This window comes from Rice orange leaf phytoplasma, assembly GCF_001866375.1.
GTDB classification, from domain to species: Bacteria; Bacillota_I; Bacilli_A; order Acholeplasmatales; family Acholeplasmataceae; genus Phytoplasma; species Phytoplasma asteris.
Genome location: NZ_MIEP01000001.1, coordinates 20161 through 34684, shown reverse-complemented (window position 1 = coordinate 34684; position 14524 = coordinate 20161). Strand labels below are relative to the sequence as shown.

The 14524-nt window shown below is 25.6% G+C and carries 14 protein-coding genes; 6 read left to right on the top strand and 8 right to left on the bottom strand.

Annotated features, from left to right (window positions below; all coding sequences use genetic code 11):
- Positions 1 to 461 precede the first annotated feature (461 nt).
- Positions 462 to 644: a hypothetical protein gene (locus tag BHE82_RS03090; RefSeq protein ID WP_130427320.1), complete on the top strand. Its 183-nt coding sequence runs from the start codon at positions 462 to 464 to the stop codon at positions 642 to 644.
- 313 nt (positions 645 to 957) lie between these two features.
- Here the strand turns inward: BHE82_RS03090 and BHE82_RS03160 are convergent, their stop codons facing one another.
- The 7 genes from BHE82_RS03160 to BHE82_RS00140 all read right to left on the bottom strand — a co-directional run bounded on the left by BHE82_RS03160 (position 958) and on the right by BHE82_RS00140 (position 7261).
- Positions 958 to 1101 carry a hypothetical protein gene (locus tag BHE82_RS03160; protein WP_180365469.1) on the bottom strand — a complete coding sequence of 48 codons (144 nt, stop codon included), beginning with the start codon at positions 1099 to 1101 and terminating at the stop codon, positions 958 to 960.
- A 529-nt stretch (positions 1102 to 1630) separates the two neighbouring features.
- Positions 1631 to 2683, bottom strand: coding sequence for a class 1b ribonucleoside-diphosphate reductase subunit beta (nrdF, locus tag BHE82_RS00160; protein ID WP_071345306.1), 1053 nt, complete (start codon positions 2681 to 2683; stop codon positions 1631 to 1633).
- 322 nt (positions 2684 to 3005) lie between these two features.
- Positions 3006 to 5549: a class 1b ribonucleoside-diphosphate reductase subunit alpha gene (nrdE, locus tag BHE82_RS00155; RefSeq protein ID WP_071345305.1), complete on the bottom strand. Its 2544-nt coding sequence runs from the start codon at positions 5547 to 5549 to the stop codon at positions 3006 to 3008.
- Positions 5550 to 5892: 343 nt separating this feature from the next.
- Positions 5893 to 6252, bottom strand: a complete 360-nt coding sequence (locus BHE82_RS00150; protein ID WP_071345304.1) for a hypothetical protein — start codon at positions 6250 to 6252, stop codon at positions 5893 to 5895.
- Positions 6252 to 6485 (bottom strand): hypothetical protein, encoded by a 234-nt coding sequence (locus BHE82_RS00145; RefSeq protein ID WP_071345303.1) that lies wholly within the window; start codon positions 6483 to 6485, stop codon positions 6252 to 6254. The genes BHE82_RS00150 and BHE82_RS00145 overlap by 1 nt, the downstream gene beginning before the upstream one ends.
- A 17-nt stretch (positions 6486 to 6502) precedes the next feature.
- Positions 6503 to 6670, bottom strand: a complete 168-nt coding sequence (locus tag BHE82_RS03325) for a hypothetical protein (RefSeq protein ID WP_257608358.1) — start codon at positions 6668 to 6670, stop codon at positions 6503 to 6505.
- Between the two features lie 27 nt (positions 6671 to 6697).
- Positions 6698 to 7261: an AAA family ATPase gene (locus BHE82_RS00140; protein ID WP_257608370.1), complete on the bottom strand. Its 564-nt coding sequence runs from the start codon at positions 7259 to 7261 to the stop codon at positions 6698 to 6700.
- 494 nt (positions 7262 to 7755) lie between these two features.
- Between BHE82_RS00140 and BHE82_RS00135 the strand changes: the two genes are divergently transcribed.
- The 5 genes from BHE82_RS00135 to BHE82_RS00115 all read left to right on the top strand — a co-directional run bounded on the left by BHE82_RS00135 (position 7756) and on the right by BHE82_RS00115 (position 13679).
- On the top strand, positions 7756 to 8073 hold the full coding sequence (locus tag BHE82_RS00135; protein ID WP_071345302.1) for a hypothetical protein: 318 nt from the start codon (positions 7756 to 7758) through the stop codon (positions 8071 to 8073).
- Positions 8074 to 8270: 197 nt separating this feature from the next.
- A complete protein-coding gene (locus BHE82_RS00130) occupies positions 8271 to 8738 on the top strand; it encodes a hypothetical protein (RefSeq protein WP_257608357.1) in 468 nt (155 codons plus the stop codon).
- Positions 8713 to 9375 (top strand): hypothetical protein, encoded by a 663-nt coding sequence (locus BHE82_RS00125; RefSeq protein WP_257608356.1) that lies wholly within the window; start codon positions 8713 to 8715, stop codon positions 9373 to 9375. Before BHE82_RS00130 ends, BHE82_RS00125 begins: the two co-directional genes overlap by 26 nt.
- Before the next feature lie 32 nt (positions 9376 to 9407).
- Positions 9408 to 10388 carry a DUF2963 domain-containing protein gene (locus BHE82_RS00120; RefSeq protein ID WP_071345299.1) on the top strand — a complete coding sequence of 327 codons (981 nt, stop codon included), beginning with the start codon at positions 9408 to 9410 and terminating at the stop codon, positions 10386 to 10388.
- Positions 10389 to 10613: 225 nt separating this feature from the next.
- Positions 10614 to 13679: a UvrD-helicase domain-containing protein gene (locus BHE82_RS00115; RefSeq protein WP_084024620.1), complete on the top strand. Its 3066-nt coding sequence runs from the start codon at positions 10614 to 10616 to the stop codon at positions 13677 to 13679.
- Between the two features lie 502 nt (positions 13680 to 14181).
- On the opposite strand, the gene BHE82_RS00105 is transcribed toward BHE82_RS00115, so the two are convergent.
- Complete coding sequence (locus BHE82_RS00105; RefSeq protein ID WP_071345298.1) at positions 14182 to 14421, bottom strand: hypothetical protein; 240 nt, start codon at positions 14419 to 14421, stop codon at positions 14182 to 14184.
- Positions 14422 to 14524 lie beyond the last annotated feature (103 nt).

The following is a 14524-nucleotide window of genomic DNA, read 5'->3' as shown; positions in this document are numbered from 1 at the left end:
TAATCGTCCATAATTTCTTTATACATTATCGTGATGAATTATTTTTATTATATCATGTTTATAGTGTATTTATATAAATATTTAATAATATAAAATATTTAATTTTAGTGGCAAAAGTTATTTTTCTTTAAATAAAAATGCAAAGCATGTTAAAATTTTAAAAACAGAAAGAAAAATTTGAAAAAAACTACCAAACAAAAGACATATAATAAACCATTCATATTTTTTAGGAATTTGTTCTTTTACAAAAAGATCGAGATTTTCTAAAGTAATGGTCCACATTAAAATACCTATAATTAAATTAAAAAAAGACCACAATAAAAAAGCAAAAATAGTCCATGGATTTTGTAAATTGATACCCAAACCAAATAAAGCTAATAATATTGTACCAAAAAAAAGAAATCATAAAAAGGATTTTGGTTTGCAAACGAAATTGAGTTTTTTTAATATTATATAAATAAGTGGCAAAAGCAACAATTAAGGAAGTTGCTATAATAGGGATTATTATCAAAACCAAAGACAAAGATTTTAAAAAAGGATCATTATTTAATTCCAAGAGAGTAGGGACAAAACCTATAAAAATAAAACCTGAAACTAAAGCAAATAATGAAATCCCAAATTTTAATAAAGGATTGAAAAGATAAAACCCAATGCCTACAAGAAATGATGAAATTGTTAAAAATCAAACCCCAGGGTACCATTAAGATACCAAAATAAAGTTTTATTTTAGCATCTATATTATTTACTTTTAATAAATCATCAATAACAAATTGACAAAATGCAGAGATATCAATAATATAAATTTTTAATTTTAAAGATTTAATAAATTCTAAATATTTATAAATATTAGATTCGGTTTTGAAAAAAAGATAAGCAGATAAGATACCAAATACAAAAACACATAATAAAATAAAAAAATTAATAAAAACAGTATTATGAGTTACTAATTTGATTTTTTTACTTAATTGGTAATTTTTTTTGATTTTTAATTTCTTCAATTTTTTCTTGTACTAAAAAAGTAATATCGTCATCAGGATTACGTGGTTTTAATATTTTTTTTACTCTTTTAGAAGGATTAATTAAGTGTTCAAAAAAACCCATATTAAATACCTCTTTTTTAGAATTTATAAGTTGTTTGTTTTCTAAAATAATTTATGGCGAAAATGATTTAGTTTTGGGTTTGATTTGAAAGTTATATATTTGGAATAAAATAAGTTATTTTCTTTGGGATAGATTAGTGCAACAAAATAAAGGATAAGAATAATGATAAATATTTATAACAATAAATATAATAAATTATGAATTAATTTTTTGTTAGAAATGATAAATTGCAAAATTATAAAACACGCAAGAAACAAAAAAAACAGCAAATTATTAAGTACATTCGCATGTTTTATTTTCTTGTAACATGTTTTATAACCTCCTTTTTAATCTTTCCCTCATTGATATGTTTTTTTCTTCCCAAAAAAACGCCAATGAATTAATTTTATTTTACCACTAAAAATAAAGTTTCAACACAAAAATACTTATTTTAGTATAAAAAGAAAGGAATTATGATAAAAATAAATGTTTTTAAAAACAAAAAAAGCTAGTTTAAAAACTAGTCTTTTTGTTTATTGTTGATTGTGTCTTAAAAATAAAAATCTTCATCTTGCAACGCCTCAGAGCGCATTTTTTGATAACCATTTCCCTTCATAGAAAAGTTATCCATAGTTTTAGTCTCAGTATTAAGTCCATTAATGATAACAGGATTTACATTTTCGGATGGAAAAAAAGCATCAAATCCCAAATTCATTAAAGCTTTATTGGCATTATAACGCACAAATTTATTAACATCATCTTCTAAATTTAGTTTATGATAAATGGCATGAACTAAGGAAGTTTGGGTTTGATAGAGTTGTTGCATCAAATCATCTAACCATGTTTTTAAAGTTTGTTGGGTAGGCTTATCAAACAGTTTATAAATTTCAGTTGCAAGACGCCCCACATAAACACCATGAATACTTTCATCACGAATAATTAAATTAATAATTTCTCCTGATTGCATCAATTTACCTTGACCATAAAAATATAAAGAATAGTAAAAACCACTGTAAAACAACCAAGTTTCTAAAAAAACCGATACTGCCATAGCTTGCCACTGAGTTTTTTTAAATTCCAATTCACTAAATTGTAAGGAGGATTGTTTTTTCAAATAAATTTGGTCTTCCAAAGCCTCATAAACTTTTACAATTACTTGCATCATAGTTTGAAGGCTTGTTTGCTGGTTGCCCCACAAAAAAAGTTGATTAATTTCTTTGTTAGTTAAATAGCTCATAAAAATATTAGAATAACTTTTAGCATGTACTGCATTTTCCATAGCTCCCATAAAATTAAGGGTAGCTTTTTTTTGGTGTTCATGTTCTTCTAACGAACGAGCAATAACAGGCATACCCAAATCACCTTGATAAGTATCTAAAAAAGTAAGAACTAAAAGATTGCGGGAATAAGCAGTTTTTTCTTCTAAGGTAAGTTCACTCCAAGCAGCAAGATCACCTTGCAAACTGATATCTTCAGGACGCCAAAATTGGCTTAAATTTTGTTCATAAAAAAAATGGGTATATTTGTCTTCTAACACATTCCAGTTAGCTCCTTGAAAAGGTCTTTTAGAAGTTGGGTGGGGTTGGGAATTTTTGGTTTTCATTGATTTACTCCTTTTTTCTTTTAGGGTTTTTGAATTTTTCAGTATAAATTAATTGGGATAAAATTGAAAGGGTTGTGATTTGGGATTGTAATTTGGAAAATAATGAAGGTATTTATTTTGATATAAAAGGGGTTGAGGCAAGAAATAATCTTTGTTAAGAATAAAAAAAGACTATCCATTTGATAGCCTTATTTTAGCAAAAACAAAATCACAAAAAACCAAGTACGAGAAGCAATCAAACTTGCCTGAGATTTATAAATATAGTGTATTAATGAAAGTTTTATTCCATTAATTATTTTTTATTCGGTTTTATAGGGTGTTTTTAAACACCACAAGCCTCACATTCATCAATTTTTAGCTTTTGGGTTCGTGTGTAATAAAGGGTTTTTATCTTTTTATGATGAGCATAAAGATAGTATTTTTGTAATTCACGCGTAGTAATATCAGATGTAATACCAAGTTCAAACGAAATACCTTGATCAACGTGCTTTTGGGCAATGGCAATAACATCAATGAGGTCGTATTTGTTCATTTTATAAGCAGTGGTGTACATAAAGGAAGCTTGTTTTAAGGCAGGCATTGGACAGTAAGTTTTGGAGTTGCCATAGGTGCGTTCCTCTACTAATTGTTTTACAGGAGTCAAAGAAGGAGTTGCTCCCATAATGTATCCAATTGAGCCGTTTGGAGCCACTGCGAGGCGATGAGAATTGTAGAGCCCAAATTGCATAACATCTTGTTTGAGTTGGTGCCAATCGTTTTGCGTGGGCAAGGTGATGTTTTGGAACATTTTTTTGATTTTGGCAGTTTTGGGTAAAATTTCACCGCGATTGTCAAAATAACTACCATCAGCGTATTTGGATTGTTCAAAACGATAAAACTTTTTACCTGTGGTTTTAGCTTTATTGCAAGAATGAAGAAGGCTGTAAAAATTAACGGCATTGAAAAAAACATCAATTAAATCTTTGTTTTCTTCACTTCCAAAAGCAATGTAATTTTGAGCTAAAAAACCGTGATGACCCATAATTCCAAAACCTACACTGCGGTTAAGAAAATTAGCTTTGGCAACAGCTGGCACATAACTAATGTTAGTGTTTTCAGAAACACAGTTCATTACTTCCATCGCCATAAAAACAGTTTCTTGAATGGTATTGTTAGTAATCATGTTTCCCATGTGTCCTGATGCTAGATTGCATGAAACATCCATACCAATTTCGTCTTGTTGGGTTTGATGGTAATCTTTGTAATGTGAAGTGATAGTGGGTTGGAGGATTTCAGTACATAAATTAGAAAACTTGACTTTCAGATCGGAAGTGTTTGTTTGATTGGTGTTGTCGCAAAACATTAAGTAAGGATAGCCTGATTCGCCTTGCATGTGGGCAATAAGTTCTAAGAGTTGGCGTGGATTGATGGCTTTTTTTTGCACTTTGGGATTGGCAACTAGAATATCGTACCAATAGTCCATATCAACTGCGATGTCAGCAAAATTTTTGCCGTATTCTAAGAAAACAGTGTGCGGGAAAAAGGTATACATAACTTCTTTGTTGCGGGCAAGTTCAATCATTTTATTAGGAACTACAACGCCCAAAGATAAAGTTTTGACACGAACATCCTCGTCAGCGCTTAATTTTTTCGTACTTAAAAAATCAATGATATCGGAGTGAAAAACGTTCAAATAAACAGCGCCAGCACCTGTACGTTGTCCCATTTGATCAGCATAACGGAAACTGTGGTCTAATAATTTGCACACACCTACAACACCTTTACACACGCCTTTGATGCCTTTGATAGATTCACCTTTGGCACGCAAATTAGTGATGTTAATCGAAACACCACCGCCAATTTTGGAAAGTTGCATCGAAAATTCATTAATGCGGGCAATGTCGTTTAAAGAGTCACCAGCTTCTAACAAAAAGCAAGAGACAAATTCGCCACGATGTTTTTTGCCTGTGTTGAGCAAAGTGGGAGTTGCAGGAGTAAAGTCTTGGTTGATTAAGGATACAATGAGGCGTTTGGCAATTTCAAAGTCACCTTTGGCATGATAAAGGGCGTTTACTGACAAGCGGTCTTCGTAGGTTTCTAAATAGTGTTGTTTGTCACAAGTTTTAAGGGCGTAATCGTGGTAAAATTTGAAAGCTCCCATAAAAGTTGGGAAAGTGAAATTCTTTTGGTAGGCAATTTGGTAGATTTCTTTAATTTGCGAGTGGGTGTATTTTTGCAAAAAAGCACTTTCATAATATTCGTTTTCTTGTAAAAAAGTTAATTTTTCTTGCAAAGTGGCAAAACGTTTTAGTTTGGGCAAAACTCCTTCTTGCAAAAAACTTTGTAAAGCTTCTTTATCTTTATTGAGGTCTTTGATGTTTCCTTGTTCGTCAATAATTTGATTGTTGAGTGTAATCCAAGGTGGCAAGACGGTTTTTTTTTGGGTGAGTGTTTGAAGTTGTGCTTGCGTTTGGGATTGATAAGAAGGCAATTTTTGGTCGTTACAATAGCAAGCAAGCCATTTTTTTAAAAAAACTCTTTCTTCTGGCATGCCCGAACCTTCGAATTTGAGAACCAAAGGCACATTGTAAGTAGAAGCGATGGTGTCGCCTGCTTTGCCATAGTTTTTGCCCCAATTTTTATTGCCAGACACAGCAACACCTATTACTTTGGTAGCGTTTTTGTCTAAAAAAGTTTTGGCATCATCAGATACTTGTCCAAATTTCACACTGCGAGTAAGTAAAAAAACGTTTTCATCGGTTAATTTGGAAAGGGCATCTTGGATATGTTGAAATGAAAAGTCTAGACTTTGAGCCATTTCATAAACTTGACCTTGCAAGAGACCATCATAAATAACTTTAATTTTTTTGGGAAATAAGGCTGGCATTAAAAACTCCTTTTGCTTCTTTGGCTTTTTTTGTGATTTTTTTTTTGCAGTTTGATTTAATTCATATTTGCATTTCAATAATGCATTTCAGTTAATTTAATACATGAAAAAGTTAAAATTGTTTGAAATAAGTTAGCTTACTGTCAAATATATTACGTATTTTAAATAATAAATTAAATTTGCATGCATTATATTATTATTCTAATAATATGTATTTTATATTAATATTATATCAAAAGAAAAAAATATAGCGGCATTAAATGGCTTAAAAAACATATTTTAGAAAAGGCTTATTCGTCAAAATAATTCGTCCCAGTATAGAATAAATATTTAAGCTACCAAACTATTTAGGTAATTGAGCAGATGCAAAATGAAAAAAAGTAAGAAAAAGATGAATGTAGGAGGGAATAAAACATGCAAATGGGCTTTTAGAAATGCAAGAAAACTCTTTAAAAAATATTAAGTTGTCTAAATAAATGAAACAGTTAGAAAGTTTTGAAACAGTTAAAAAATATGAACGTAACTTATCCACTAACTCTTTATTATTGAGCAAAATCCTATTTATATCATTTGGATATAAAGTTTTTTTATTATATAATTCTTGAGCTATTTTTCCCCAAAGTTCTTTATTATTTTCTATAATGGTGCAAGCTTGTTTGTATAATGCTTGAATATCTACTTGGTCAAAACCATTATTTTCCATCAATTTTTTTCAATACCATTTGTATAATCATCATCAATGCCAGAAAATATTTGTTCTTTTGAAATTTTGCCTTGATTAGCCAATATTTGTTGAGCTGCAGCCCCACCCCAATATAACAAAGTCATAGGTTTACAAATACCTTGTGCTTGAATATTTGTCAATGAATTATAACCCAAAGTTGTTGATCCATCAGAAGTGGTTTTTTGAATACAAATTTTATGTATAGCAAACATAGAAGGAAACTTTAAAGTTAATATAGATTATAACCACCCGCAGTTCCCCGCGGAATAATAGTTATTTTTTGCACCTTTTGAGAAAAAGGCAATTTCAACCCTATAATAGCATGTCCTGCTTCGTGATAAGCTACCATTTTCCTTTCTTCTTCATTGTATTTCGCTGATTTTTTTGCAGGACCCATTAAAACACGGTCAATTGCTTCTTCTAATTATTGTTTAGTAATTAAATCTTTATTATTTCTAACAGTCAAAATAGAAGCTTCATTAAGAACAGCTTCCAGTTGAGCTCCACTCATTCCAGGTGTCATTTTAGCAATACAAAACAAATCAACTAAAGGATCTATTTTTTTATTTCTAGTATGTACTTTCAAAATAGACTCTCTTGCTTTAAAATCGGGGAATCCTACTATTACTTGTCTATAAAAGCGTCCTGGACGTAGTAAGGCAGGATCTAGAACGTCTATTCTATTAGTAGCAGCAATAATAATTACTCCCAATGATTTAGTAAAACCGTCCATTTCGGTAAGTAATTGATTAATAATAGAGCCATCATCATCTTTAATAGCACCTCTTTTTTTACCAATAGTATCTATTTCATCAATAAACAAAACACAAGGAGCATTATTTCTTACTTCTTTAAATAAATTTCTAATCTTTTTAGCTCCTACACCAAAATAAGGATCTACCATTTCAGAACCAGAAACAGCATAAAAAGGCACTCCTGCTTCTCCTGCTAAAGTTTTTGCAAGTAAGGTTTTTTCTGTTCCTGGAATATTGTAGGCGATTAAAGAACCATTAAAAAAAATACCAACTTTTAAGTTGGTTTCCTTATTGTTTCTAAATACTAAAAAATATTTTTCTTATTAAATAATAAAAAAGGAGATTAAAATGGCGAGAAATTACAGACGTTCTTATTTCAGTAAAAAATCTTTTAGAAGAAATAAATTAACTTTAGGCAGTTTTTTACATATTGGATTTTACCTACATTAGGCATTGTTATTCCTTTGATTGTTTATTTTGCTTCAAAAGGTTATTTATCAATAGCTAAATAATAAAAAGGAGAAAAAAATGACTTTAAGACAAGTATTAAGTTTAATTGCTCTTGGTTGTATTTTTATATTTGTATCTTATAAACTTGGTTTTATTGTTCCTGATGCAACTAAAATTACATGGATTAAATAAATGAGTGTTTTTTTAAAAAAACACTCATTAAGGATAATATATGAATATATGAATAAATTAAGTTAAAATTAAGGAGTTAATTAAAATGGATAAAAAACAAAAAATAAAGAAAGAATTTCACGAACATTGTCAATGTTGCGGAAGTTATTTGGGAATGAATATCAATGATGTTTATTTGAATTTATTTGGTGTAATAATGGCTTTAATGATTTTAATTAGTTTTGGATTTTTTGTATTATTTGGTTTTTTGAGTTTATTTTTATCTTTTCAAATTAATAATGAAATTTTGGCAACTCTTATTTGTATTTTTTTTACTGGTATTCTTTCATTTTGTTTAATAGCTGACTTTATGCCTAAATTGCTTTTTGAAAAATTAGATTATGAAAAGGTTGAAAAAGAATAAAGGAGAATATATGAAAAAATATAATTTATTTGATAATTTTATTTGTTTCTTGATGGGTGCAATTATTGGTATTTTTTTATCTATCAATTTTTTTTATCAAAAATAATAAAGAATTAGAAATAATTCAAAAAGATAATAAAATAGTTGAAGTAATAAAGAAAATTAAAATCCAATAATTTTATAGAAAGGAATAATTGATGGATATACAACAAACAATTATTAATATTGTTGAATCTAAAGTATTTATTTCTTTTACTTCTTTTATCTTTGGTATTTTTATTTATTGGCTTTATTTTTATATTAAAGAATTGAAAAGTAAATATGATTTTAGTGATGAATTACGAGATATAGTAAACCATTATCTTAAAAAAGGTAAAATTAGTATTAGTGAATATGGTGCCTTAGTTAGATTAATGGCACATATGGGTAATTACTTAGGTATATATAGAAAACATGTTGAAACAATGATTAAAGAATTTGGAGAACATGGAGGTCTTAATTTTTCTGAGGGTATTTTTGATGAAAAAGATAATAATCAAGAAAATAAAGAAAATAATAATTTAGATGAAATTTTAAAAGAGAATTTAAAATTAAAAAATCAATTAAATAATATAAAAAATCCTTTAATTGTGGAATCTATTGATAATACTGAAAATGATTTTTAGTTTTAATTTTTTAAAATATTTAATTTCCTTTGATTTTAAAGATTTTTTTTATTTATTATATAGTATTTTTTATAGTATTTTTTTTACTAAATCATCTTTTTTATTTGATTTTAATGTTGGTTGGAATATTAATTTTATTAATATCTATAATATTATAAAGACAGTAATTGTTTTTATATGGGAAAAATTAATATTTTTAATTTATCCTTTGAAATTATTTAGTTCTTTGTTTAATTTTTTAATGCAAATATTAAAAATTTTTATTGATGTTTTTGGTAGTATTATAGGTTATATTAAAAGTTCTATAACAAGTCTTACTGGTCAAAAATTAATGGACCCTGATGAAGGTTTTTGGGAAAAATTAAAAGAAATAGCAAAACTGATTTTTAGTGTTGTTGTTGGCGGCTCTGTTATTTATTTTTTGAAAGAAATTAATAATTTTCTTTTAAACTCTTTCATTAAAATAGGTGATTTGTTGTTTAAAATTGTTTTAAGAATATTAGATATTATTTCAATTGTTTTAAAATTCTTTTTATTTTTGTTTAAAAAGGTTATAATAATATTGAGTTTCGTTTTATCATTTTTTATTAATTTCCTATATTTATGGGTATTTGAAAATGCTAAAAAAATTCTTTAATTATTTTTTGATAATAAAAAAGAGGTTTAAAAATGTCAAGTTTTAGAATAGGCAATAAACATTATAAAATAATTCCTTTTTTAATTACTACTGGAACATTACTGTTTTTTGTGTTTTGGATAGGTGGGATTTCTTATAAATATCATTTAGAAACCGAAGAAAGACGTAAATTACAAAAAGTAGATATTAAAGCAAAAGCAAGGGAATTAAATAGTCAAATACATGAGGAAAATGAAAAATTAAAAAAAGAAAATGAACATTTAAAAAATACTCCTTATGAGTTTATAAGAGATAATGGAGAAAAAGAATATTATAATTTATTTACTCACAAATTAGTTAAAAAAATCGATAAAGATGGTACAATTTGGGAATATGATAAAAATAATGGTCTTTTGTTGAAAAAAATTGATAGATATAATAATGTTGAAGAGTACGGTTCACATGGTAAATTAATCAAAAAAACTTTATCAGATGGCGTTTGGATGGAATATAATCCCATTAATTCAAAATTAATGAAACGTAAAAATATTGATGGTTCTATTGAAGAATTTGATGATAATGAAGAAAAGTTTAAAGAAATAGATAAAAATGGTAAAGTTAAATTTTTTAAAACTAAACTTTATCAAAMTATTTCGGATTTTRAGAAATTATTTATTAMTGATAARGATTTRGAAAAAACTTTCTTAGAATCTCGTATTTTTAATTTAAAAGATTTTAAAGCTTATGGATATACTTTGCAACAATTAATATCTGTTGGATATAGTTCGCAAGATTTAAAAGCTTCTGGATATACTTTGACAACTCAAAAAATTCATTATCAAAAAGACGGAAAATCTATTTTTTACATATTAACAGTTGACTATCTAACAGGTAAAAAAATTAAAGAATTAACATATGAACATGATGGAGAAACACTACCTTGCATGAAAACGTTTGGCTCTCATGCAGGTGAACGAATTGACGCAGGAAATTACAACCCAAATGGATCTGTTTCATTAATACTAATTTATTAATTATGAGAAGTAAAAAAAGAAAATTAATTTATTTTTTGTCTGATAGTATTCAAAGACGAGCAGAGCGGACTAAGCGGCCAGCCGAAGAACATTACAATTAACCTATTAGACCCCTCCTATAATGACTCCTTAGGGGATCTACGAGGATTTTAATATTATAGAGGAGAAGCCGAATCATTTATTTATCAAATCAACACCACTCCTAATTAGTTCCCTGCGTCATGCATGTATATACGTGGTGGAGAGCGCTCTGGCAAAACTACCATTTTAATTGAAAAATTAAGACAAAAAGAAAAAGAAAAACCTTTAATTTTGGTAGCTACTAATGCTACTAAAAATATTATTTATGATAAATTATTTTCATCATTAAAAGAAGATTATCCTTCTTATAATGATGATGAATTAGAAAAATATTTAAAAGATAATTATGAAATTAGAACATTTCATAGTTTTGCTTATTCTTGTTATTTAAAATATAATATTTTTAATGAAACAGCAAAACAACGAAAATTTATTGATGATGAAACTAAATTAAATATTTTAAAACTGATTTTAAAAGAAAATCAAGATTTAAAATTGTATTTTAAAGAACAAAGAAAATATTCATTTAGAAAGCTTTTACAGGAATTAAATAATTTAATACGTTTAACTTTTCAAAAAGAAAACTGTTATTCATCTATTAAAATTGATGATAAAGTTTTAAAAAAATCTTTTGAATTGTTATTAAATTTGTATTATGAAAAATTAAATTATTATAATTTAATAACTTTTGATGGTTTATTAATTGAAACTAGTGATTTTATTGAATTTGTTGAAAGAAATAATGGTTTAATTTATAATCGTCCTGTTTTTATTGATGAATTTCAAGATTTAAATTATTTTTATTATTTTATTATAAAAGAACTTTTATTTAATAAACCAAATTCTTTATATTGTTTTGGTGATTATACTCAAAATATTTATAGTTCTTTTGGTTCTAGTGAACGTATTTTGGAACTTTTTGTAAAAGATTTTAAACCTGAAAAACATTTTTTAAATGTTAATTATCGTTCCAAAGGTATTAATATTGTTAAAGCAGCTAATGAATTAATTGATAATAAGGAATATTTACAATTATCTTTTAGTGAAAAAAAATATAGAGATTTTATAAATTTTTCTTTTTTTGATAATTTTTATCAACAAATTAATTATTTGTGTGAAAAAATTAAAAATTCTTTAATTTCTTCTACAACTGTTCTTTGCCGTAGTAATGCTGAATTACAAAAAATTAAAGATGAGTTTACAAAAAACCAAATTCTTTTTACTACATCTGATAATAATAGTAAAGAAAATGAAATTATTTTGTCAACGATACATGGATATAAAGGATATGAAAACGAATACGTTTATTTAATTGGTTGGCAAAATCGAAATGAATTACAAGACMAAGTYYTAGAAAAAAAATTAATTTATACTGCAATAACTCGTGCTAAACGTGATATTGAAATTTTAACTTTGAATGATTCTTCTATTTTTATAGATTATTTTTATTCCTTAATAAAAAAAGAATTAATTTCTGATGATTTTACAAAAGGATTAAATGATAAAATTTTTGATTTAGATTATTTAAAAATTTGTTTACCTAATTCAAAAGATATAGAAAATTATGATGAATTATCTACTACTATTAAAATTTATAATGAAAAAGTTAACCAATTAGAAAAACAACATAAATTTAATCAAATTACTGAATCTTATTATAAGAAATGTTATTTAAAATTATGTGTTTTATTTAAGGAAATTTCTAAAAATATTTATAAAGTAAATAAAAAAGATAATGGTTATGAAACTCGTTTAAAAGGGTTTAATTATTTTATGTTTGAACCTTTGGAACGAATTAAATGTTATAAAAAATATTTAAAAGAAAAAAAAGAAGAAAGGTATTTGTCATTAAGTGATGATGATTTGAAATTGGATTATTCTTTAAAAAAACAATTAAAAGAAAATAATTTGCAAGAAATTAAACCAAAATCAAAAATTTTAAGGCATTATCGAGATTCTTCACAAAATGCTAAGGATAAACTGTTATATAATTTTAAAGATTCTAAAAAAATATCTTTTATTACTTTGACAGCTCCTTATGATGATTTACAAGGTAAAACTATAAAATATACTCATGAACCTGATATTATGGGACAAGCAAGAAAACGTTTTATTCGTTTAGTGAGAAAAAAATATTATCAAAGTTTATTTCAACAATTCTTTCAAAAAGATTTGGTTTATTCTAAAATGCAAGATTTTCGATATTTTTGGTCTTTGGAAACTACTAAATTAGGAGTTATTCATTACCATATTATTTTTAATATTGATGTTTTAAATTCTTTTGGCGTATACTCTCGTTATTTGTGTACTGATAAAGATTATGCTTTGGGTTTGAAAAACCGACCTATTAAAGGGAATAAGAGTATTTTTTATGATGATTATTTAATGCATAAAATAGATGAAAAAGGTAATATTAAAATACCTCAAAATTATTATGAGAAAAATAATGTTAAAGTTCCAAAAATTACTTTGCTTTGGGCTAATGCTTATTCATCTGTTATGAATAAAAATAATATAAAACATTATAAACATTTAAATCCAATTAGTCAAAACGTTCAAATTTTTAGACCATCAAAAACAAATCTTTTATTTGAAAAAATTGAAATTAGCAAATGTAAACCTTTTTATAAAGGCACTTTTGATAAAAAAAATTATGTCAATAAAATTGTTTCATATGTTAGTAAATATGTTTCTAAAAATGATAAACTAATTGAAACAAATTCTAATAAAGGAATTGATTTTTATAGTCGTCATTTGTTTGGATTTTCTCGTACATGTGTTTCTTGTCCGCAAAAATCCTTTTTGGCATTATTTCCTTATGATATAATTAAAGAAATAGAATTAAGTTCATTTCCAATTGTTAATTTTAACTTTTCTAATATATTTGAATGGAATATTAAACAAAGAGTCAATGGAAAAAATATTAAAATTCCACATAATTTGACTTTGTTGTGTAAATCTTATATGAATTCACAACAATTTCAAAATTCTAATTATTTTAGTTTAAATTTATCTGGTATTCAACCAAAAAATCATTTTCTTAATAAGAATTTTAAAAAATATTTTAAATTACAAAAACTTAAATTAAAACTTAAAAAAGATTATGAAAAAAAAGATACAGATATTAAAATATTGAAAAAAATTGAATGTCAATATTGGTATAGATATCTTGAAAATAATTATATTCAAAATTTTCAAATTTCTCTTTAATTTAATTTGATTAAATTATTTTAAATTCAATATTTTTAATTAATTTTGCTGTCTAATTGTTAGACGGCTTTTGTTGTTGGAAAAAAATAAATAAAATTATTTATAAATTTTAAAAAACTTAAAAAAACTTTAAATTATTAAAATTATTAATGCTATAATATAAGTAATAAGAAAAAGATTTTTTTTAAAAGAAACAATATTTTTAAAAAACTCAGTAATCGCCTACAAAAAACCCTTGAGGACCTGAAAGAATAACACCTTTAGGAATTGATGCTCCCATCTTTTCATATGTTTGTTAGGATGCTTTAAAAAATCAACTAACTCTTTGAGCTCTTCTTGTTCTTCTCTATTTCCTGCTACATCTTCAAAGTTAAAAAGAAATTTTTGTTTATTAGAAATTTGTTTTTTTTAGATGAATTATTTGTAAGAGTTTTAATAGAATACATAATATAGATGCCAAACAAAAAAATATATAAATTCTTAAATAAACTTAAAATAATTTCTAAAGGATTAAAACTAAATTTTTTTCTGTCATATTATCTAATAGATTACTATTTTTTAATATAGAACTGTTGAAAAAATATTTTTTTAATTCGTAAGTCAAAATACTATTAAACCAATTGTCATTTTGATCTTTAATTACTATAAGATAGTATTCTTGATTATTGGCATTATAAAAACTATTTTGTTTATAAAATAATTGAATTCCTTTTACTTTTTTATTTTCCAGTTTTTGAAACACTTGATCATATCTTATTTTTTTTCCTGATAAAAATATATTCTTTAAAATCGTTCCTTATTATTTGTTATTGTAAATTATAATATTTTTGGTATTTATAATTATT